The organism is Mesorhizobium sp. RCAM 05099, from assembly GCF_059683685.1.
This window is the reverse complement of record NZ_CM185035.1, coordinates 3,239,667-3,261,989: the sequence shown is the minus strand read 5'-3', so window position 1 is coordinate 3,261,989 and position 22,323 is coordinate 3,239,667. Positions and strand designations below refer to the sequence as shown.

The window sequence follows — 22,323 nt, the reverse complement described above, 5'->3', positions numbered from 1 at the left end:
GGGCTTGCGATCTTCAGGGCGGACACGAAACGACAAATGACGTTTGTCGAAACTTCAAAACAGCATCTTTTCCATCGGACGTGGCTGACGGCTTTCGTCGCCGTGCTGTTTTGCCTTGCCGCGACGACGCTTCAGGCCGCCGAGACGAAGAACCTCAAGGGCGTGGCGCTGATCATCGGCCAGTCGAAATACGAACACATCGCCGCGCTTCCCAACCCGGCCAATGACGCCCGCGACATGGCCAAGATGCTGACCGATCTCGGCTTCGACGCCCGCAGCGTCACCGATCGAGATGCCGCGAAGCTGAAGCGCGACCTGGAACGTTTCACGGAGGATGCCGAAGGCGCCGACGTCGCCTTCATCTATTATTCCGGCCACGGCATCGAGGCCGGCGGCGAGAACTATCTGGTGCCGGTCGATGCCGACGTTTCATCGCTGAAGGACGCCGACCAGGCGCTGGTGCCAATTTCCATCGTCATGGACGCGTTGAAAAAGACCGTGCCGGTGACGATCATGCTGCTCGATGCCTGTCGCACCAATCCGTTTCCGCCGGATGCCCAGGTACGGCGCGCACCGACCGCTTCGGCTTCGCCCATTGGTGCAGGCGGACTGGAGCCGGTGCGCGGCGCCAAGGCCCTCGGCAACACGCCGGCGACGGACGAAAGCCTTGGCACCGTGGTCGGCTTTGCCGCGGAGCCGGGACGCCCGGCGCTCGATGGCGCCGCCGGCGAGAACAGCCCCTACGCGGCGGCGCTGCTGCGCCATCTCGCGGCGATGAAGGGCACGGAATTCGGCTCGGTCATGCGCATGGTGACGGAGGAAGTCTATCTCGACACCAAGGCAAAGCAGCGTCCTTGGGTTAATGAGAGCCTGCGCCGGCTGCTCTATTTCGGCATCGCGCCACCCGAACCGACAGGCGACGACGGGCTGATCACCGGCGAAAGGCGGCAGCTGCTGTTGACCATTTCCGACCTGCCCGGCCCGAAACGGGCGCAGGTGGAGCTGGCCTCGCTGCAGGACGGCGTGCCGCTCGACGCACTCTATGGCGTGCTCAAGGCGCTCGGCAACGAGAAGATGCCGGAGGATCCGACCGATCTGCAAAAGCTGCTGGACGCCCAGGCCGAGCGCTTGAAGAAGATGATGTCCGAGCGCGCCGCGCTGCGCACCGACGATCCGGAGATCAAGCGCCTGGTTGCCTCCGCCGACAAGGCCATCGGCCAGGGCGCGATCGCGACGGCGCGCAAATTCCTCGATGAGGCCGTCGGCCGGGTCGAGCAGACCGGCAACGCGGTCGACGAGGCCGAGGAGTTGGTCAAGCGGAAGCGCCTTGCCGATGCCGCGATCTACGCCAGGCGGGCGGATGCCTCGGCGCTGGCCTTCGACTACCAACCCGCCGCCAATGACTACGCCAAGGCGTTTTCGCTGGTCGAGAAGTGGGATGACAAGCTGCGCTGGAACTACAAGAACCAGGAAGCCGAGGCGCTGAACGCTTATGGCTATGCGACCGGCGACCTGGATGCGCTGCAGCGTTCCATCGACGCCTACCGCATCATCCTGAACTTCATTCCCAATGGCGAACAGAACCGCGACTGGGCGATCACCCGCAACAACATGGCGGTGGTGCTGCAGACGATCGGCGAGCGCGAGACCGAAACGGCGCATCTCGAAGAAGCGGCTCGGATCTTTCGCGATTCGCTTGTCGTCTTCGAACGCGAGAAGGACGACCTCAACTGGGCCGCCGCACAGAACAACCTGGCCAATGTGCTGTTGAAGCTCGGCGAACGGCAGAGCGACCCGAAGCGATTGAATGAAGCGGTGACGGCAATGCGGGCCACGCTGGAGAAGCGGCCCCGCGACAAGGTGCCACTCGACTGGGCGGCATCGCAGATGAATCTCGGTATCGCGCTGTACGCGCTTTCCGAGCGTGAGCCCGCCGGCGAGCATCTGACACAAGCGGAAGCGGCCTACCGGCTGGCGCTTGAGGAATACACGCGCGAAAAGGCGCCGGTGGAGTGGGCGATGGTCGAGAACAATCTCGGCAACACGCTTGTGTCGCTCGGCATTCAGCTCAACGACAAGGCGAAGATCAACGAGGCGGCCGACGCCTTCCGCGCCGCGCTTCAGGTGCGAACCAGGGAAACCTTCCCGGTGTCGTGGGCGACCAGCCGGCTCAACCTCGGCAATGCGCTCAGCGGTGTCGCCCGCTTCGACATGGGCACCGGAGCGCTCGAGGAGGCCGCGGTTGCCTATGGCGACGCATTGACGGTGTTCACCCGGCAGCGTTTTCCGATGGACTGGGCGTCGGCCCAGAACAATCTCGGTTCGATCTACCAGACGCTGGGCCAGCGCACCCGCGACCCGGCCAGGCTCGAAGAGTCGGTAGCCGCATTTCAGGCGGCCCGCCGGGTTTACACCAGAAGGGCATTCCCCCTCGACTGGGCAATGAGCCACTACAATCTCGGCAACACGCTGCAGCTTCTTGGCGGCCTGACGGACAAACCGGAACGTTACAGCGAGGCGGCCACCGCCTATCGCGATGCCTTGCGTGAATACAAGCGAGAGACGAACCCGCGGCAATGGGCGCTGTGCGAGGCGGGCCTCGGCTCGGCGCTGCACTGGCTAAGCATGAGCAATGCCGATCCCAAGACCCTGGCCGATTCCGTCGCGGCGCGTCAGGCGGCGCTTGAAGTGCTGACCCTTGAGGCTGCGCCCATCGACTGGGCCAACGCCCAGAACGGCATCGGCATGAGCTTGCTCAATCTTGGCAATCTCGAACGGACCGACAAATATCTTGGCGATGCCGAGGCCGCCTTCATGGCGGCGCTGAAGGTTTTCACTAGGGAAAGCCAGCCCATGCAGTGGGCCTTCGAACAGAACAATCTCGGCGACATCCACTGGAACCGCGCCAGCTATGGCGGCGGCAAGGCCGAATATCAGAAGGCGATCGAGTTCTTCGAGAGCGCGAAGCAGGGTTTCACCGAAGCCGGCTACACGATTCCCATCCCGCTCACCGACCAGAAGATCGATCTGGTGAAGAAGCAGATGGCCAAGAAGTAGGGCTCCCGCCGACCGCGCCTTGTCTTTCGTCCGGCTTTGCCGTCCCTATATGTCCTGCCACCGGAACCCATTGCCGGGAACCGCAGAAGGATAGCCGATGATTCGATTTGTGCTGGCTTTGCTTCTGCTCGCCGTGCCCACGGCAGCCAGTGCGACGGATGCCGGCTGGGCTTTGCTGCGTGACGGCGGCCATGTCGTGCTGCTTCGTCATGCCATGGTCACCGGCACCACCGATCCGGCCAATTTCGACATCGGCAGCTGCGCCACCCAGGTCAACCTGTCGGCACGCGGCAAGCAGCAGGCGAGCAAGATCGGCGCCTTGTTTGCCGCCCGTGCAGCGCCCATCGATCGCGTGTTGTCCAGTCGCTATTGCCGGTGCCTCGACACTGCCCGCATCGCCTTCGAGGCCGAGCCGAAGCCGTTCGCGCCGCTTGATCTCCTGAAAACCGACGAGAAGGAGAAAGCCGCCCAGATCACGGCCATCATGACAGAGATCCGCGGCTATTCCGGCTCCGACAATCTGGTCATGGTCACTCATCTCGAAAATATCGTGGCGCTGACCGGCGTCGCGCCGCGCGAGGGCGAAGCGGTGATCGTCGAGCCGCAAGGCGATGGCCTGCGCGTACTCGGCCGCGTGACATTCTGAAGGCCGGCATCGCCAGTGTTGCCGAATTGCCACCTCTGAATGAAGCCGAGATTTGGCCACGACAATGCCGCTTGCGACAACCCGTCGCAGGGGCTATAGGCGCGCTCCCGGTCACGAGAACCGAAGCGAGCACAACGGCTGGAGCTTTCGTCTCCGCCCGTGCAGGCGGCATTGCCGCCCTGTATACGGCGCCGCTTTGGGGATTGGGATTGGGGTGTAGCTCAGCGGAAGAGCGCCGGATTTGGGTCCGGAGGTCGGGGGTTCGAGTCCCTCCACCCACCACGGATAGCTCAGTTTGGTTAGAGCATCAGATTGTTGATCTGACTGTCGAAGGTTCGATTCCTTCTCCATTGGCCTGATAAGCCAGCACCCTGCCAGGTGTTATCTGAAAACGGTCCGGGGACTGGAATGCGAAAGACCTGACGGACAGCCCAAGCCCTCGGGCGCGGACAGTCCTGAAAGTCTGACGCCATCGGCTCGCGGCCAGGCCCGCGGTGACGATCAAGGCGCAGCGTCGCCGGCAAGGGAGGCCAAGGCCTTCGGCGCCCGCTTCGCTGCCTCGTGATCCGCTCCCGAAGGTCCGCCACGGATTGATGCCACCAGTCCCCGGATCATTCGTGCCCGGACTGTGACGACATGAACGAAAAACGAAAGGGAAGATCGACGCATGACTTGACGCCTCGCATGGGGCCATGCCCGACAGGAGTAAGACAATGACTGTTCTCGATAAGGTTCTTGGACGCGAGCGCGTCCTCGTAAGGGAAAACGAACGTGCCCTCACCCTCTACAAGGGTGAGATCAAGGCCGTCCTGATGCCGGGCGAACATTGGCTCGCCAACCGGCGCGGAAGCCTTGAAGTGTCCCGGCACGATCTGAAGAACCCGGAATTCGTTTCGGCGTACGAGAAGGCATTGTTCGACAAGCTACCCGATGTGGCCGCGCGTCATTTCACCGTCGTTCGCACCGGGCGCACGGACGTCGCCGTCATCGAGCGGGACGGCAACCTGCATGCCGTGCTGGCGCCGGACCGCAAGCTCGTGCTGTGGACGGATGCCGGGCCGTGGAAGGTGACGATGATCGACACATCCGCCGATCTCGCCATCGATCCAGCGGTCATGCGTCGGCTTGGCCAGGCCCGGAAGACGGAGTTGATGTCCGTCCATCCGGTCGTCGACGGTCAAGCCGGGCTGCTCTTCATCGACGGTGTCCTCGTGCGGACGCTTGCCGCGGGCGTGCATGGCTTCTGGAACGTCGGGCGCATGGTGCAGATCAAGGTCGTCGACCTCAAGCGCCAGTCGCTCGACGTCGCCGGGCAGGAAGTGCTGACCAAGGATCGCGTCACGATCCGCGTCAACATTGCCGCCGAATACCGGGTTATCGACCCGGTCAAGGCGGTGAGCGCTGTGAAGGACTTCTCCGAAGCTCTTTACCGCGCCCTCCAGTACGCCTTTCGCAAGACGCTGGGCGCGCTGACGCTCGACCAGATCCTTGAAAAGAAGGTGACGATCGACGAGGAGGCCGCCGGCAAGGTCCGCACCGATATGGCCGAGATCGGGGTCGAGGTCAGCGATATCGCGCTCAAGGATGTCATCCTGCCGGGCGAGATGCGCGAGATCCTCAACCAGGTGGTGTCGGCCGAAAAGCAGGCCGAGGCCAACATCATCCGCCGCCGCGAGGAGACGAACGCCACGCGTTCCCTGCTCAACACGGCCAGGGTGATGGCGGAGAACCCGGTGATGCTGCGCCTGAAGGAGCTCGAGGCTCTGGAGACCATCGCCGGCAAGGTCGAGCGGCTGACCGTCCACAACGGAACGGGCGGACTGCTGAACGACCTCGTCAAGCTCCGCGACAGCTGATGGATGTCGCCCAAAAGTGGTTCCGGCTTTGGGAAAACGACATGCATCGAAAAAAGACTGACGTCACGTCAATGGGAAGGGCCGCCGGGCCTGCCGGCGGCCCTTCTTGCCTTTGCAGAGCAGGCTTCCCATCTGCGCCCGGCGCATCGGGCCTTTTCCTGCCGGGAAAAACCGATTAGACAGCGCCCAAACACATGCGGACAGATTCCGCCCGCAACCAAAGGAAAAGCCGTTGTCCACCACGTTCGACAAAGTCGCCAAGATCATTGCCGATACCAGCGAGATCGATATCGACACCATCACCCCCGAGAGCCACACGATCGACGATCTCGGTATCGATAGCCTCGATTTCCTCGACATCGTCTTCGCCATCGACAAGGAATTCGGCATCAAGGTGCCGCTGGAAAAGTGGACGCAGGAGGTCAATGACGGCAAGGCTTCGACCGACGACTACTTCGTCATGAAGAACCTGTGCGCCAAGATCGACGCGCTGGTCGCCGCCAAGAACGCCTGACGTCAGCTGAGCGCGATCTTGACGCGCTCCACCGCCTGACCCACAAAGCCGCCCATGAGCAGCCCCCACGACGTCGTCATATCAGGCATTGGCCTTGTCTCCTCGCTGGGAGAGGGCTCGGATGCGCACTGGCACAAGCTCGCGCAACCGGGCCTGGAGCCGGTGCTCGAAACCGCGCGGTTCGCGCCCTACACCGTCCATCCGCTGCCCGAGATCGACTGGAACCTGCAGATCGCCAAGCGCGGCGACCAGCGCCAGATGGAAACATGGCAGAGGCTCGGCACCTATGCTGCAGGACTTGCGCTGGACGATGCCGGCATCAAGGGCAATGACGAGCTCTGCGCGACCATGGACATGGTGGTGGCCGCCGGCGGTGGCGAGCGCGACGAGGCGGTCGATGCCGCCATTCTCGCCGCTTCGGAAAGCCGCAACGACCGCGACGTGCTGCTCAACGAGAAGCTGACCACCGAACTGCGGCCGACGCTGTTCCCGGCCCAGCTCTCCAACCTGCTGGCCGGCAATATCTCCATCGTCCACAAGGTGACGGGGTCGTCGCGGACCTTCATGGGCGAAGAAGGTGCAGGCGTTGCCGCCGTCGAGACGGCCGCCGCGCGCATCCGCTCCGGCCAGTCGACGCACATCCTGGTCGGCGGCGCCTTCCAGACCGAACATTCCGACATGCTGCTCGGCTACGAGCTCGCCGGCTACCTGCATCGCGGCCCCTGGAAACCAGTATGGCAAAGACAGGGTGCTGAGGGTGGCGGCGTCGTCACCGGATCGGGCGGTGCCTTCCTGGTTCTCGAACAGCGGGAACACGCGACAAGCCGGGGGCGCAAGATCTATGCCGAACTCGGGCCGATCGTCTCCGGCCGCGCCAGACGGCGGCAGGGAGAACTTGACGCCGAGATCGCCGCGTTGCTCAAGCAGGTGGCATTGCCGAACGGCAAACTGCTTGCCATCTCAGGCGCGTCGGGCGCTCATGCGGCAACCACCGCGGAAAAAACAGCGCTCGATGCCAATCCGGCGATCGCCGTGCGCGGCTTCTCGACGCTGACCGGACATATGAAGGAAGCGCAGTTTCCTTTCGCCGTGGCGCTGGCTGCACTGGCTGTCGACCGCAAGGCCGCTTACCCTGTTTTTGATGCCACTGCCGAGAAGCCGTTCGAAGGCATTCCCGCAACCGTCCTTGCAACGGCGATCGGCTATCACCAATTCGAGGGCATGGCGCTGGTCACCGCCGCCTAAGGCGGCGCTCCACGCACCATGCTGCAACGATAACGCTCGAGGGCTACCGGATGGCCAAACTGAACGATCACATGGGCAGGCCGATCGTCGCCGTCACCGGCATCGGCGTGGTGACCTCCCTTGGTGTCGGCAAAACCGACAATTGGGCGGCGCTGACTTCGGGCAAGTCGGGCATTCACCCGATCACCCGCTTTCCCATCGATCAACTGAACACCCGCATCTCCGGCATGGTCGATTTCCTGGCGTCGAGTTCGAAAGGTGCTAGCCCACTCACCTACGAGCTGGCCGAGCTCGCGGGCCTGGAAGCGGTGGCCGAAGCCGGTCTTGATTCCAGCGATTTCGGCGGGCCGCTCTTCCTCGCATCGCCGCCGGTCGAACTCGACTGGGCCGAGCGCTTCTCGCTCTACAATTCCGACAAGGACAAGGATGACACCGCCGCCGAAAGACTGCTTCGGGTGGCGCGCAGCCTGAAAGAGCTGGATATTTTCGAGACCACCCAGTTCGGTTCGATCGCCGACCGCCTTGCCGACCGCCTCGGCACACGCGGTCTGCCGATCACGCTGTCGACGGCTTGCGCTTCGGGTGCCACCGCGATCCAGCTCGGTGTCGAGGCGATCCGACGCGGCGAATGCGACCGTGCGCTGTCGATCGGCGCCGACGGTTCCGCGACCGCCGAGGCATTGATCCGTTTCTCATTGCTTTCGGCGCTGTCCACGCACAACGACATCCCCGAAAAGGCATCGAAGCCTTTCTCCGGGGATCGCGACGGCTTCGTGTTGGCCGAGGGATCCGGGGCGCTGGTGTTGGAATCGCTCGAGGCTGCATTGGCTCGCGGCGCGACTGTCCTCGGCATCCTGGGCGGTTGCGGCGAGAAGGCCGACGACTTCCACCGCACCCGCTCGAAGCCGGACGCTTCGCCGGCCATCGCCGCGGTTCGCGCCGCGCTCGCCGATGCCGGCCTGGGTGAGGACGAGATCGACTATGTCAACGCCCATGGCACGTCGACACCGGAGAACGACAAGATGGAACATCTGGCGCTGTCGACCGTGTTCGGCGAGCGCATAAGCTCCATGCCGGTTTCGTCGAACAAGTCGATGATCGGCCACACGCTGTCGGCGGCCGGAGCTGTCGAGGCCGCGTTCTCGCTGATGACCATGCGCGAAAGCGTCATTCCGCCGACCATCAACTACGACAATCCTGACCCGGCGATCGTGCTCGACGTGGTGCCGAACAAGAAGCGCAACGCCGAGGTTCGCACTGTCCTGTCGAACTCCTTCGGCTTTGGCGGCCAGAACACTTGCCTTGTCATGGCGCGGGAACCGGTCTAAGCGAGCGCTTTCCGCTCAACAGAACCGACGGGCTCCATGCGCGCACTGCAACTCATCGAGGACCGCCGCCTTGAAACGGTGGACCTGCCGCCCCCGCCACCGCCCGCACTCGGCGAAGTCACGCTGCGCATCAAGGCGGTGGCGCTGAACCACATCGATGTCTGGGGCTGGCGCGGCATGGCTTTCGCCAAGCGCAAGCTGCCGCTGGTCATCGGCGCCGAGGCCTCCGGTGAGGTCGAGGCGGTCGGTCCTGGCGTTTCCGGCCTCCTGCCCGGGCAATTGGTGTCGATCTATGGCGCCCGCACCTGCGGCCTGTGCCGGGCCTGTCGCGAAGGCCGCGACAATCTGTGCGAACATGTTTCGGGCGTTCACGGCTTCCATCTCGACGGCTTCGCGCAGGAAAAGATCAACCTGCCGGCGCGCCTGCTCGTCCCCGCGCCGCCCGGCGTGACCGATATCGGCGCCGCGGTGGCGCCCGTCACCTTCGGCACGGTCGAGCACATGCTGTTCGACAATGCCGGCTTCAGCCCGGCGAGACGATCCTTGTCCATGCCGGCGGATCCGGCATCGGCTCGGCGGCCATCCAGCTGGCGAAGCGGATGGGCTGCACGATCATCACCACTGTCGGCTCGAACGACAAGATCGACAAGGCCGAGGCGCTCGGCGCCGACCACGTGATCAACTACCGGGAGGACCGTTTCGAAGGCGTCGTACGCAAGCTGACCAAGAAGAAGGGCGTCGATGTCGTCTTCGAACATGTCGGCGCCGACACCTTTGCCGCCTCGATGCTGTGCCTGAAGCGCGGCGGCCGCCTGGTTACCTGCGGCTCGACCTCGGGCGTGTCGACGCAGATCAACCTGATGCAGCTCTTCCAGCAGCAATTGAAACTGCTCGGATCCTTCGGCTGCCGCATGGAGAACATGGCCAACGCCATGCAGAAAATGGCGGCTGGACAGGTCGCGCCGGTCATCGACACCGAAGTCGGCTTCGACGACATCGATGCCGCGCTGAAGCGCATGGAAGGCCGCGACGTGTTCGGCAAGATCATTCTGCGCGTCGGCTAAAGCCTTGACCTCTGTGTTCAAGAAGCTTCGCCGGGACTTGAGATATCGTTACGGCAGGCAGTTGCGCCAGTTGAATTACTGGCTGGTTGCACGCGCGGCGATGCTGATCATCTCGATACTGCGCCTGCTGCCGGCCGACAGTGCGCTGAATTTCGCCGATCGCGTGGCGCGCCTTATCGGCCCCAAGGTAGGGCGTCATCAGGTCGCCGTCGACAATCTGCGCAAGGCTTATCCGGAAAAGAGCGAAGACGAGATCCAGGCCATCGCCTCCGACATGTGGGGCAACATGGCCCGGCTCGCCGCCGAGTATATCTTCCTCGATGCCCTGTTCGACTATGACCCGGCCGCCACCAAGCCCGGCCGCGTCGAGGTCAAGGGAGTAGAGCACTTCACCGAGATCGCGGCCGAAAAGCAGCCGCATATCGTCTTCACCGGCCATCTCGGCAATTTCGAACTGCTGCCGGTGGCCGCGGCGACCTTCGGCATGAACATCACGGCGCTGTTTCGCCCGCCCAACAACCCCTACCTTGCCGACTATATCCTTTCGACGCGCCGCTCGACCATGGGAGCGCTGCTGCCGTCGATGGCCGGCGCTTCGTTTGCGTTGGCGGGGGTGCTGGAAAACGGCGGCAATATCGGCGTCCTTGTCGACCAGAAATTCTCCAATGGCCTGGACACGACATTCTTCGGCCGTCCCTGCCAGAGCAACCGGGTGCTGGGCACCCTCGCCCGTCACTACGACTGCGACGTCTATCCGGCACGCTGCGTCAGGCTGCCAGGCAACCGCTTCCGGCTGGAGATCGAGGACAAACTGGCATTGCCGCGCACCGCCGACGGCAGCGTGGACGTCCACGCCACCACCCAGCTTCTCAACGACGTGGTCGAACGCTGGGTGCGCGAAGACCCTGGTCAGTGGATGTGGTTCCACAAGAGGTGGGAGATCAGCGGCAGGCGCGGAAAGCGTCCCCCGCAGGCAAAAGCGCCGGTCGCGGATGCCTGAGATCGATCATCAGGGTATGCCAGCCATGCACCACCCCGATGATCCGATACTGACATTCGTAGCTTCACTGGTCAGGGAATCTTAAAGGACCACGGTGCAAGTATCCCGAACGATGTTCATCGGCTGGGATGGAGCCCGTTGCATGGCAAATCTCGAGACGCGTCGCCTGGATCGGGATGGCCTCGAAGATCGTTCGTATGGCCGTTTCGGCAGGGCATGGTCCTATATCCGTCAGCGGGGCTTGCTGGAGCCGATCAGGCTCGTCCGCCGGCATGGACTCGGCGCAAGCGTTGGCTTTGTCCTGCGAAATCTCCGTTACATCCTCGCCGACCTTCTCGCGCGAAAATGGGATCGCCAGCACGGCGTCGACACCGCCGGCTCCATCCAGCTCGGCGCGCTGGATGTCGTCGGCCCGCATCGCGGCAAGGGCAATGAAGCCGTCTGCACCTCGCCCAGAACCTTTGACTTCATCATGCGGTCGCTGCCCCGCGATCTCCAGGATCACACATTCATCGACATCGGCTCTGGAAAGTCGCGAACACTGCTGCTGGCGTCGCGATATCCATTCGCAACCATCATCGGCGTCGAGTTCGCCCGCGAGCTGGTGGAAATCGCCAGAAGCAACATCGAGCGCTTCAGGGATCCGTCGCAGAAATGCCGGGCGCTCAGTGTCGTCCAGGCGGATGCGGCGGCTTACGAATTTCCCGAGGCACCCCTGGTGGTCTATTTCTACAATCCTTTTTCAAAGGATGTTTTCGACATCGTGCTGAACAATCTCGTGTCGTCGCTCGAACGGCGGCCGCGGGACTGTTTCATCGTCTACGGAAGCTCAAGCCACCGCGCCATCGATTGGGCGAGGCCCGCGATCCGCGAGGCCGGCATTTTCGCGGAACTTCCCGTGCCGCCGATGCCTCACTTCCTCGATGCGATCCGAACCGTCGACTATGCGGTCTTTCAATCTCGGCTCGCGGCATAGCCCCTGCTTCCGGCCTTCCGGACGAAACGCGTGACGTTTCGGGCCGCGTATGGCGTACCGGCGGTGAACCGCATCAGCGGGCCGAAACTACCGACCGCGCTCGCGCCGACGAAATGCAGGCCTGGAACGCTCGACTCGAACCCCGCCGAGAGCACGGGAGCCCCTTCCCGGCGCGCAATCGCGGCAAGCATGGCGGGCGCGAACAATCCGAGCCTGGCAATATCGATCTGGTAGCCGGTGCCGAGCAGGACGTGATCGAAGGTGGCGGCATCCTTCTCGAACCGCAGTTCAATGGCGTGCCCCTTGGCGGCGGCGCCGACAATCCTGCTGCCGGCATTGACCTTTATTCCGTCGAAGTCCGGCTTCAGCCAGCCTGACGCGCCGGCACCAAGACTGCGCTTGTTGAGCCCGGCCCGGGCTGCCTCCGGAAAGCGGTGCACAAAGCCTGGAACTTCGACCAGCCAGGACAGTGGGAACGGGCCAACCCTGGAGGGAGACGCAAGACGCTCCGAAGCGAAATCGCGTAAACTCCATCCTTGCTTTCCCGACAGCGCTCGATAGCCCAGCCAATGGATGTCGCCATGGCAGACAAGTTCGACATCCGCCCCGCTTCGCTTGAGCAACACAGCGGATTCGCACGCACTTTGCCCGCGACCGACGACAGCGACGCGCTTGCCGCGAAAAGCCTCGTAGCCGGCATGCTCGCTGGCATGGCTGACCAGTTCGCCGGGCAATCCATTGAAGACGGCGGGTATCATCTGCTGGTTCATCAGACCGGTGGCGATGACGACGCGACGCGCGTGGACGGCATCTCCATAGGCCAGGGCGAGACGAAACCCTCCGTTCGCCGCCTCGACGCGACTTACCATCCGCGTATCCAGATCCGGAACCGTCTGGGCCTGTATCCACAGTCCATAGTCGACGAAGTTCTCGAGCAAAAGCGGTTCGCGCGGCGAGATGCCAAGGATTCCTGCATAGGAGTCGAGCGAGAGCGGACCGTTCGTGTGGCCGATATAGGTCGCGTGCCAGGGCGAGCGCAGCCTCATGCCCCTTGGCATATGGTCGCGCCAGAAGGACATTGCGCCGCCAAGCGCAAGCGTTTCGACGCGCGCAGCCTTGAGGGCGGCGGCAACGGACAGCCCAAAGGGTCCAGCGCCGATCACAGCCACCTCGCAATCAGTCCTGGGCATGGAAGCGGTCATGTCAGTTGGTCTCGCGGATCTGTTTTCTGGTGGCCTGATCTCAACCGGGAGTTCACTCCGGCACGTCATCGTCCTAAACATTCCCAGGTTAAGAATGCGGAAATAGAACGGGTCCTGCCGCAGGGGCCGGCAGATTAACTGGCCCTATCAGTTAATTGTTTTCACAGCTTACGAAGTATCCGCCTCGTCAGCACTCTCCAGACAGTCAATGGTATGTCGATAAGGCCGGGCATGGGATCGCTTGCCGCGAATGTCGCCCATGCTCGCACCGAGGCGAATGAGCGCAAATAAGCTCGCCTTGTCAGCCGACCACGTGAGATCAACTTGCCGGCCGCGACCATGTCCCGAACCAGATACATCCAGGACGTATTTGGCCGCGCCGAGGCCGTCTCGATCTTGTGGCCCGACTTGATCGCCCAAAGCATGGCGCCGAGATCGACGCCCGCGGCGGCGGCGAGCCCGAACCATGTCCAGGGCCGCGGATTGACGTCGAGTATCTTCATCGAGCCATCGCGAGGGTCGCGTTTGAATTCGACCTCCACCAATCCGTGATGCGCGATCGACCCAAGCAGCCGGCGCGCGGCGTCGATCAGTTGCGGTTCGTCGACGACCTCCACGAACGTGCTGGTATAGCCGAAGTCGACCGGATATTGCCGTGTACGGCGGGCGGTAAATTCCGCCACCGGCGCTCCCCGGTTCCACAGCGCCGCATAGGAGAACTGACTTTCTCCTCCCCCCGGTATCATTTCCTGAACGACAACATTCTCAATGCCGATCTCTTCGGCAGCCCGTCCGTAGGCTGTCAAAAACGACGCCTGGTCGTTGGCGAGAATGGCTTTCGCGCGCGCAAAACGGCTGCTCCCGCCCATATTCGGCTTCAGGACGACAGGAAAGCGAAGCTCGGCGGCCGTTGCCTGCTGAAGCGAAGCGAACTCGTGCGTCAACGGAATGGCGACTGCCAGTTCCTGGGCCCGGCGATACAGAAGCGGTTTTTCACAAACCCATTTCAGTTGCTCCCATGGTGGCAGCATCACGTCGAAGACATCAGACAGTTGGTCGATGGATTGCGACACCAGCCGCACTTCAGGATCACCGCCAGGGATCAGGAGAAAGCCGTCCAGTCCCTGGGTCGCGGCCAGATCGAGCAGGAAGGCAACCGCGCCGCCATCATCGGGGCCGGGCCACGTCATCTGTCGATGAGCATAACGCGAGAAACGCGGCAAAGGTGTATCGGCGCTCACCAGCCAGACAGGCACTTTCTGTGCGCCAAGGCTTCTGGCCAGCGCCAGCGTCCCATGCGCGCCACCGAGAATGACCACTCCGGCGGGTCGACTTGAAACACGATCGTCGATTTCAGGCTGGGAAAGCATCTGTCTATTCCGGCAAACGGCAAGTTTCCCGGCGCACCGATTGACTGGCCTGAAAATGCAAGCGCATAAAAACCAACAGCCAAAGCGGTTCAGTGGCTCTATCGACACTGAACCGATCTAGCATAAGTCACGACTGAGCCGCGGCCTGGACGATGCGCGACAGACCTAGTTCGTCACCACAATCCGCGTGTTGCCGAAACCCACTTCCCGCACCATCGAATAGAAGGTCGCGGCGTTGGCGGTGTGCAGCCGCACGCAACCATGCGATGCCGGCCGGCCGAGCTGCCTGACTGCGCCGGTTCCATGGATGGCATAGCCGCCATGGAAGAAAACCGAATAGGGCATTGGCGACATATGATATTTGCGCGAATACCAAATCCGAGCCGTGCGCTGCGGCCGATAGGTGCCGCGCGGTGTGAAATAGCCTGGACGCGCGGTGGACACGCTCCACCGGTAAACCGACAGGCCATATCTTACCGTCATCGTCTGCGACGACACGTCTATGTTTGCAACGAGACTGGCTGCCCAGCTCTGCCCCGAAGCACCGAACAGCATCGCGACAAACACTGCTGCCATGAGAACTGTCTTTTTCATGCGATCAAACCCCTTTGATTGCCCCTTGCCTGCCTGCCATCACGTTGTTTTTCATCTTTTTAATGGCAGGTGAATGAGATACCACACAGTCCTTGACCAATTCGCCAATCCAAAGCAGCGAATTTGAATGATTTCCCGCGATAGTTGCCACAACGACACGTCGCACTTTGATGTGGACTGACGTTGCCGGCCGCTGAAGCTGTCAGGGCGCCAGCGGCTCCAAACCCGCCACGCTGGCGGTGGCGCAAACAGGCTTGCAATGCCACGCCGTTCGCTGCTCAACTCTGCCGATGAACGAACGACTCCTCCAGGCAATCGATGACCGGCGCGACGATGTTGTCGCGCTGACCGCCGACCTGATCCGTTTTCCGACCATCAACCCGCCCGGCGAGGCCTACCGGCCCTGTGCCGAGTACATCGGCGCGCGGCTGAGGAAACGCGGCTTCGAAACCGAATTCATCCGCGCCGAGGGCACCCCCGGTGACACCGATCGCTACCCGCGCGTCAACGTCGTCGCCCGTTTCGACGGAAGGTCGCCCGGCGCCTGCGTCCACTTCAACTCGCATATCGACGTAGTCGAAGCTGGTGACGGCTGGACCCTCGATCCGTTCGCCGGTGTCGTCAGGGACGGCAAGGTCTACGGCCGCGGCGCCTGCGACATGAAGGGCGGCCTGGCCGCTTCGATCATCGCCGCCGAAGCCTTCATGGAAGTCTTTCCCGACTTTCCAGGTGCCATCGAGATATCCGGCACCGTCGACGAGGAGTCCGGCGGCTTCGGCGGCGTCGCCCACCTGGCCAGGCTTGGCTATTTCTCGAAACCCAGGGTCGACCACGTCATCATCCCCGAGCCCTTGAACAAGGACCGTATCTGCCTTGGCCATCGCGGCGTCTGGTGGGCGGAGATCGAGACCAAGGGCGAGATCGCGCACGGCTCGATGCCGTTTCTGGGCGACAATGCGGTACGCCACATGGGCGCCGTGCTGCAGGCTTTCGAGGACGAGCTGTTTCCGGCCCTCGATCGCAAGATGACGCGCATGCCGGTGGTGCCGGAAGGCGCCAAGCGCTCGACCATGAACATCAACTCCATCCATGGCGGACAGACCGAGGATTTCCGGCCCGGCCTGCCCTCGCCCAACGTGCCCGATTCCTGCAGGCTGACAATCGATCGCCGCTTCCTGCTCGAGGAGGATCTCGACACGGTCAAAGGCGAAGTGACAGGCATTCTCGATCGGCTGAAGCGCGAGCGCAAGAAGTTCGACTATGAGATCCGTGACCTGATGGAAGTGCTGCCTCTGATGACCGAGCGCGACGCGCCGGTGGTCAAGGCGGTGGCGCAAGGCATCATGGCGATCTTCGACCGCGAACCCGACTATGTCATTTCGCCAGGCACTTACGACCAGAAGCACATAGCCCGCATTGGTCACATCTATGATTGCATCGCCTATGGTCCGGGCATTCTCGACCTCGCCCACCGGCCGGACGAATGGGTCGGGATATCGGACATGGTGGAATCGGCCAAGGTGATGGCGATCGGCCTCAACGTGCTGCTGCGGGGTACGGTCGCGGGATGATCCCTGCATGGCGAAAGACTTCGACCTGGCAATCGGGCTGTCAGGACAAAAACATTTCCAGCCACGCCGTCGGGCAGTACGAAACGCAATTTACTCCACCGCAAAATCACGCTTCTATCGCCCGGGTTTGAGCACGTGTTTGACACATGGGGAGTTGCACGATGAAATTGTGGAAAACCATTCTGGCCGCGACGGTCCTGGCACTGGCCACTGGCACCTCTGCATTTGCCGCGCGAACCGACCTGGTCATCGGCATTCCGCTTGAACCGCCGCACCTGGATCCGACCGCCGGCGCGGCAGCGGCGATCGACGAGGTGCTTTACGCCAATGTGTTCGAGGGTCTGACCCGCATCGGGCCAAAGGGCGAGGTGCTGCCGGATCTGGCCGAAAGCTGGACCATCTCCGACGACGGCAAGACCTATACCTTCAAGCTGCACACCCGGGTGAAATTCCACGACGGCACCGACTTCGACGCCAACGACGTGAAATTCTCGCTCGACCGGGCCCGTGCCGACAATTCGGTCAATGCGCAAAAGGGCCTGTTCGCCGCCATCGACAAGGTCGATGTGATCGATCCGGCGACGGTCAAGGTCACTCTGAAGAACCCGCAAGGGTCTTTCCTCTACAATATGGGCTGGGGCGACGCGGTGATCGTGGCGCCGGAGACAGCCGACACCAACAAGGAGAAACCGATCGGCACCGGCCCGTTCAAATTCCAGAGCTGGGCCAAGGGGTCTTCGATCACGCTGGTGAAGTCCGACAATTACTGGGGCACGCCGGCGTCCCTCGACAAGGCCGAGTTCCGCATCGTGCCGGACGCCGCCGCCTACGTGCCGGCGCTGCTCTCCGGCGACATCCAGGCCTTTCCATTCTTCGATGCCGACAGCGTCGCCCAGGTCAAGGACGACCCGCGTTTCAAGGTGGTGATCGGTTCGACCGAAGGTGAAACCATCCTGTCGATCAACAACAAGAAGTCGCCCTTCGACAAGCTGCAGGTCAGGCAAGCGATTTCCTACGCACTCGACCGCAAGGCGATCATCGACGGCGCCTCGGCGGGCCTCGGCCAGCCGATCGGTTCGCACATGTCGCCAGCCAACAAGGACTATGTCGACCTCACCGGCCGCTACCCGCATGACGTCGCCAAGGCCAAGGAACTGTTGAAGGAAGCCGGGCTGGAAAATGGCTTCAAGGCGACGTTGAAACTGCCGCCGCCCGCCTATGCCGGGCTCGGCGGCGAGATCATCGCCTCGGAGCTTCGCGACGTGGGCATCGACCTCGAAATCATTCCGGTCGAATGGGCGCAGTGGCTGGACCAGGTGTTCACCAAGAAAGACTACGACCTGACCATCGTCTCGCACACCGAGCCCAGCGACATCGATATCTATTCGCGCAAGGACTATTATTTCAACTATGACAATCCGGCCTTCGACAAGCTCATCGCCGACCTAAACCTCACCTCCGACGAAGCCAAGCGCAAGAAATTGCTGGGACAGGCGCAGAAGATCCTGGCCGACGATGCCGTGGTCGGTTTCCTCTTCGAACTGCCCAAGGTTGGTGTCTGGGACGCCAAGCTGCAAGGCTTGTGGGAAAACGCGCCGATCCAGGCCAATGACCTGACCAAGGTAAAGTGGTCGGATTGAACCTCTGGATTTCGTCATCCTGGGGCGAAGCAGTGAGCGCAGCGAACAGCGCGGACCCCAGGATCCATTCCGTGACTTGCGAACGCCCGTACGGTGCAGAATCTGGGAGACGCAGCAGTGAAGATAGAAAGAGGCGACGCGAGCTTTGGATCGTCGCGCTCTTCGAACTCCGTCACGGCATGGATCCTGGGGTCTTCGCGACGTCGCTTCGCTCCTGCTTCGCCCCAGGATGACGACGCTGGCGTCGAGCTTCCATGACCGCCTATCTTCTCAAGCGCCTGGCCATCGCCCTCGCCACGCTGGTGCTGGCTTCGATAGTGGTGTTCGCCGTGCTGGAGGTTCTCCCCGGCGACCCGGCGCGCCTGATGCTGGGCATGAACGCCAGCGCCGACCAAGTCGAACTGCTGCGCAACCAGATGGGTCTCAACGCACCACTTGCCTTGCGCTATCTGCGCTGGGCCGGTGGTTTGCTCAGCCTCGATTTCGGCCGCTCCTACACCTATTCGGTGCCGGTCATCGATCTCGTGCGCGAACGGCTTGCCGTCTCGCTGCCGCTGGCGCTGATCGCGCTCGCGCTCTCCACCATCATCGCGATTCCCGTCGGCCTGTTTTCCGCCAGCCGGCGCGGCCGGGCCGGTGACACCGTGGCTATGGGCGCCGCGCAGCTTGGCGTCGCCGTGCCCAATTTCTGGTTCGCGCTGATGCTGATCTATGTCTTCGCCGTCTGGCTGCGGCTGGTGCCGGCCGGTGGCTTTCCTGGCTGGGCCGCCGGCGTCTGGCCGGCGCTGAAATCGCTGCTGCTGCCGGCGGTGGCGCTTGCCTTGCCGCAGGCGGCGATCCTGGCGCGCGTTACCCGCTCGGCGTTGATCGAGGTGCTGAACGAGGACTATATCCGCACCGCCCGCGCCAAGGGCCTGCCCTATCGCGCCGTCTTGTGGCGGCACGCGCTGCGCAACGCCATGATCCCGGTGCTGACCATCCTCGGCCTGCAGTTCGCCTTCCTGCTTGCCGGCACCATCATCATCGAGAATGTCTTTTACCTGCCCGGCCTCGGCCGGTTGGTGTTCCGGGCGATCACCCAGCGCGACCTGATCGTCGTCGAGAGCGTCGTCATGCTTTTGGTCGCCGCCGTCATTGCCGTCAACCTCGTCGTCGACCTCTCCTACGCGGTCGTCGATCCGCGCCTGAGAAGCCGCCAATGACGCTGCACATCGACATCCCCGAGGAGACGTTCAGCGGCATCATGGCCAAGGCGTTCAGGAACAGCGCCTTCGTTGCCGGTTTCGTCATCACCTTGTTGATCCTGGCGATGGCGATCGCCTCCTACGTCTGGACGCCTTACGACGTCACCAGGCTGGTCATATCGGACAAGACGCAGGCACCCTCGCTGGCGCATTGGTTCGGCACCGACCATTTCGGACGCGACATCCTGTCGATGGTCATGGTCGGCGCCCGCAACTCGATTGCCGTGGCGTTGGTCGCGGTCGGCATCGGCATGGGCGTCGGCGTGCCGCTTGGCGCTTTTGCCGCCGCGCGTGGTGGGCTCGTCGACGATGCGCTGATGCGCCTCAACGATCTCGTCTTCGCCTTCCCTGCGCTGCTGTCGGCCATCATGATCACCGCCATCTTCGGACCGGGCGCCGTCAACGCCATCATCGCCATCGGCATCTTCAACATTCCGGTGTTCGCGCGGGTCGCCCGCGCCGGCGCGCTGGCGATCTGGCCGCGCGAGTTCATTCTCGCCGCGCGCGCCGCCGGCAAGAGCAGCACGCAGATCACCGTCGAACATGTGTTGCCCAACATTGCCACGCTGCTCCTGGTGCAAGGCACCATCCAGTTCGCGCTGGGTATCCTGGCCGAGGCCGGGCTTTCCTATCTGGGCCTGGGCGCGCAGCCGCCAATGCCGAGCTGGGGCCGCATGCTGTTCGACGCACAGACCCGTATGGTGGTGGCGCCGTGGATGGCGATCTTTCCCGGCATGGCCATCGTCGTCACCGTGCTCGGGCTGAACCTCCTGGGCGACGGCATCGCCGACATCCTCGACCCGAAATCGCGACGGCAGCGATGAGCCTGCTGGAAATCGACAACCTGTCGCTGACCATCGGCGACACGCCGATCCTCAAGGACGTGGAGCTTTCCGTCGCGCCCGGCGAGGTCATGGGGCTGGTCGGCGAATCCGGCTCAGGCAAATCGATGACCGCGCTGACGGTGATGCGGCTTCTGCCGCATGCCGCGCGAGCCACCGGGCGCGTCTCGTTCGACGGCATCAACATCCTCGCGGCAACGGAGGACCAGATGTGCGCGCTGCGCGGCGACGACATCGGCATGGTGTTCCAGGAGCCGATGACGGCGCTCAACCCGGTCAAGACCATCGGCGAACAGGTGGCCGAAGGCATACGCTGGCACACCAGGGCGAGCCGCGCGGACGCCGAGGAACGGGCGCGAAAAATGCTCGACCGCGTCGGCCTTCCCTCGGCAATATTCCCGCTGTCGCGCTATCCGCACGAACTGTCCGGCGGCCAGCGCCAGCGCGTCGTCATCGCCATCGCCTGCGCATTGAAGCCAAAACTGCTGATCGCCGACGAGCCAACGACGGCGCTCGACGTCGTGCTGCAGGCACAGATCCTCGACCTGTTGCGCGATCTCGTCACAGAAAGCCGCATGGGACTGCTGTTGATCTCGCACGACCTCGCCGTGGTGACCGAGATGGCGGATCGTATCACCATCCTGCGACGCGGCGAGGTGATGGAGGCCGGCGATACGGCGCGCACACTGTCCGAACAGTCCCACCCCTACACGCGTCAATTGGCGCAGGCCTCGATGCATGTTCCGGCGCGCCCCAGGCCGCATGGCGCCGCGTCGGGCGGCCAAGCCTTGCTTCAGGTCGAGAGCGTGACCCGCGACTATCCCGGCCGCCGCAGCTCGCTGTTGTGGCGCGCGCCTGATGTCCGCGCCGTCGACGATGTCTCCCTGTCGATAGCGCCGGGTCAATCGATAGCGCTGGTCGGCCGCTCCGGCTGCGGCAAGTCAACGCTCGCCCGCATGATCCTGGCGCTGGACCGGCCGAGCTCGGGCACGATCCGGTTTCGCGGCGAGACCATCACCGGCAAGAGCGAAGCCGAACTGAAGCCTGCCGGGCGCGACATGCAGGTTGTCTTTCAGGATCCTTACGGCTCGTTCGATCCGCGCCAGAAGGTCGAAAAACTGGTCGCCGAACCCCTGCATGTACTGGACAAGAAACCAACGCGCGCCGAGCGCCGCGAGATGGTGGCGCATGCGCTGCACGAAGTCGGCCTCGACCAGCGCGACATGGACAAATACCCGCACGAGTTCTCGGGCGGCCAACGCCAGCGGCTGTCGATCGCCCGCGCCATCATCACCCGCCCCAAGCTGGTCGTCGCCGACGAGCCGGTCTCGGCGCTCGACGTCTCGATCCGTGCGCAGATTCTCGACCTGTTCGCCGAGCTCAACCAGAAGCTCGGCATCGCCTATCTCTTCATCACCCACGATCTGACCGTCGCCCGCGCCATCACGGACGAGGTGTTGGTCATGCAGGACGGCAAGATCGTCGAGCGCGGCAAGACGAACGAGGTGTTCGATCATCCTCGGTCCGAGGCGGCGCAGGCCCTGGTCACTGCTGCGCCGGACCTGCATCGGGCGATTGCACGCCGGATGCAGGAACAGGGGTGAGCAGCAGCCGGGCTGCCGTCGAACTCAGATGGAGCCTATTCTTCCGACTTCACCACATCGACCGGGCTGATGTCGAGCAGGTCGAGCGTGCGGCGCAACAGGCGCACTTCGCTCTCGGCCAGTTGCGAATCCGCCTTGGCGATCTCGGCCATATGGCGAGCCAGTTGCGTGCGCCGCTCGATGTCGAGATCGCGAAACAGCGCAACGGCCTGCGAGCCGTTGGTCTCGTAGCCGAACTCGTTGAGATACTCGATGACGCTGTCGATGCTGGTTTCCGGAATGCCAAAGGCTTCCTTGCAGATACGCCGAAAGGCAACCATCTCGCTCTCGCTGACCGATCCGTCGGCCAGGATCATGCGGAACAGCATCAGAAGCTCCGCCGACAGGACAGGATCGTCCGCCACCTTGCGCACGCCCGGGTCGCCGTCGAAGATCGAGCGTATCTGGTCCAGCAATGCGAACGCCATCATGGTCCCTTTCCGATTCGTCCAGTGCATGTAGCCCAAAACTGCGCGGCGGTTTTGGCATAACGACATGCACATCAAAAAAACCAAGCGCGTCGTGTGATTC

At 63.1% G+C, this 22,323-nt stretch carries 17 protein-coding genes, 2 tRNA genes and 1 pseudogene; 16 read left to right on the top strand and 4 right to left on the bottom strand.

Annotated features, from left to right (window positions below; genetic code table 11):
- Positions 1–36 precede the first annotated feature (36 nt).
- The 11 genes and pseudogenes from AC56QQ_RS16010 (at position 37) to AC56QQ_RS15960 (ending at position 11,686) form a co-directional block, all read left to right on the top strand.
- Positions 37–3,057 (top strand): caspase family protein, encoded by a 3,021-nt coding sequence (locus AC56QQ_RS16010; protein ID WP_497128510.1) that lies wholly within the window; start codon positions 37–39, stop codon positions 3,055–3,057.
- A gap of 97 nt (positions 3,058–3,154) precedes the next feature.
- Positions 3,155–3,703, top strand: coding sequence for a histidine phosphatase family protein (locus tag AC56QQ_RS16005; protein ID WP_489861884.1), 549 nt, complete (start codon positions 3,155–3,157; stop codon positions 3,701–3,703).
- Positions 3,704–3,915: 212 nt separating this feature from the next.
- Positions 3,916–3,985 (top strand) — tRNA-OTHER (locus AC56QQ_RS16000).
- 2 nt (positions 3,986–3,987) lie between these two features.
- Positions 3,988–4,057: transfer RNA gene (locus AC56QQ_RS15995), tRNA-Asn, on the top strand.
- A 359-nt stretch (positions 4,058–4,416) separates the two neighbouring features.
- Entirely contained in the window at positions 4,417–5,559 is a 1,143-nt protein-coding gene (locus AC56QQ_RS15990; protein WP_497128508.1) for a slipin family protein, read from the top strand.
- A gap of 232 nt (positions 5,560–5,791) precedes the next feature.
- On the top strand, positions 5,792–6,073 hold the full coding sequence (locus AC56QQ_RS15985) for an acyl carrier protein (protein WP_006335407.1): 282 nt from the start codon (positions 5,792–5,794) through the stop codon (positions 6,071–6,073).
- 54 nt (positions 6,074–6,127) lie between these two features.
- The gene (locus tag AC56QQ_RS15980) at positions 6,128–7,318 is read left to right on the top strand and encodes a beta-ketoacyl-ACP synthase (protein ID WP_497128506.1); all 1,191 of its coding nucleotides are present in this window, start codon (positions 6,128–6,130) and stop codon (positions 7,316–7,318) included.
- Positions 7,319–7,368: 50 nt separating this feature from the next.
- A complete protein-coding gene (locus AC56QQ_RS15975) occupies positions 7,369–8,646 on the top strand; it encodes a beta-ketoacyl-ACP synthase (RefSeq protein WP_497128504.1) in 1,278 nt (425 codons plus the stop codon).
- A 36-nt stretch (positions 8,647–8,682) separates the two neighbouring features.
- Positions 8,683–9,710: pseudogene (locus tag AC56QQ_RS15970) on the top strand (zinc-binding dehydrogenase).
- A gap of 4 nt (positions 9,711–9,714) precedes the next feature.
- A complete protein-coding gene (locus AC56QQ_RS15965; protein ID WP_497128502.1) occupies positions 9,715–10,710 on the top strand; it encodes a lipid A biosynthesis lauroyl acyltransferase in 996 nt (331 codons plus the stop codon).
- A 142-nt stretch (positions 10,711–10,852) separates the two neighbouring features.
- Positions 10,853–11,686 carry a class I SAM-dependent methyltransferase gene (locus AC56QQ_RS15960; RefSeq protein WP_497128500.1) on the top strand — a complete coding sequence of 278 codons (834 nt, stop codon included), beginning with the start codon at positions 10,853–10,855 and terminating at the stop codon, positions 11,684–11,686.
- On the opposite strand, the gene AC56QQ_RS15955 is transcribed toward AC56QQ_RS15960, so the two are convergent.
- From AC56QQ_RS15955 to AC56QQ_RS15945, 3 genes are all read right to left on the bottom strand, one after another.
- A complete protein-coding gene (locus AC56QQ_RS15955; RefSeq protein ID WP_497128498.1) occupies positions 11,665–12,888 on the bottom strand; it encodes an NAD(P)-binding domain-containing protein in 1,224 nt (407 codons plus the stop codon). The two genes, AC56QQ_RS15960 and AC56QQ_RS15955, sit on opposite strands and share 22 nt — an antisense overlap.
- A 161-nt stretch (positions 12,889–13,049) precedes the next feature.
- Positions 13,050–14,144 carry a carboxylate--amine ligase gene (locus tag AC56QQ_RS15950; protein ID WP_497128496.1) on the bottom strand — a complete coding sequence of 365 codons (1,095 nt, stop codon included), beginning with the start codon at positions 14,142–14,144 and terminating at the stop codon, positions 13,050–13,052.
- 279 nt (positions 14,145–14,423) lie between these two features.
- Positions 14,424–14,852, bottom strand: coding sequence for a L,D-transpeptidase (locus AC56QQ_RS15945; protein WP_497128494.1), 429 nt, complete (start codon positions 14,850–14,852; stop codon positions 14,424–14,426).
- A gap of 290 nt (positions 14,853–15,142) precedes the next feature.
- Here AC56QQ_RS15945 and AC56QQ_RS15940 point away from each other — a divergent pair, with 290 nt between their 5' ends.
- From AC56QQ_RS15940 to AC56QQ_RS15920, 5 genes are all read left to right on the top strand, one after another.
- Positions 15,143–16,423: an acetylornithine deacetylase/succinyl-diaminopimelate desuccinylase family protein gene (locus AC56QQ_RS15940; protein WP_497128492.1), complete on the top strand. Its 1,281-nt coding sequence runs from the start codon at positions 15,143–15,145 to the stop codon at positions 16,421–16,423.
- Positions 16,424–16,584: 161 nt separating this feature from the next.
- Positions 16,585–18,063 carry an ABC transporter substrate-binding protein gene (locus tag AC56QQ_RS15935; protein WP_497128490.1) on the top strand — a complete coding sequence of 493 codons (1,479 nt, stop codon included), beginning with the start codon at positions 16,585–16,587 and terminating at the stop codon, positions 18,061–18,063.
- 254 nt (positions 18,064–18,317) lie between these two features.
- Positions 18,318–19,265 carry an ABC transporter permease gene (locus AC56QQ_RS15930; protein ID WP_497128488.1) on the top strand — a complete coding sequence of 316 codons (948 nt, stop codon included), beginning with the start codon at positions 18,318–18,320 and terminating at the stop codon, positions 19,263–19,265.
- Positions 19,262–20,131, top strand: coding sequence for an ABC transporter permease (locus tag AC56QQ_RS15925; protein WP_497128486.1), 870 nt, complete (start codon positions 19,262–19,264; stop codon positions 20,129–20,131). The genes AC56QQ_RS15930 and AC56QQ_RS15925 overlap by 4 nt, the downstream gene beginning before the upstream one ends.
- Positions 20,128–21,753, top strand: a complete 1,626-nt coding sequence (locus AC56QQ_RS15920) for an ABC transporter ATP-binding protein (RefSeq protein WP_497128484.1) — start codon at positions 20,128–20,130, stop codon at positions 21,751–21,753. Before AC56QQ_RS15925 ends, AC56QQ_RS15920 begins: the two co-directional genes overlap by 4 nt.
- Before the next feature lie 35 nt (positions 21,754–21,788).
- Here the strand turns inward: AC56QQ_RS15920 and AC56QQ_RS15915 are convergent, their stop codons facing one another.
- Entirely contained in the window at positions 21,789–22,220 is a 432-nt protein-coding gene (locus tag AC56QQ_RS15915) for a TerB family tellurite resistance protein (RefSeq protein ID WP_497101024.1), read from the bottom strand.
- Between the last annotated feature and the right edge of the window lie 103 nt (positions 22,221–22,323).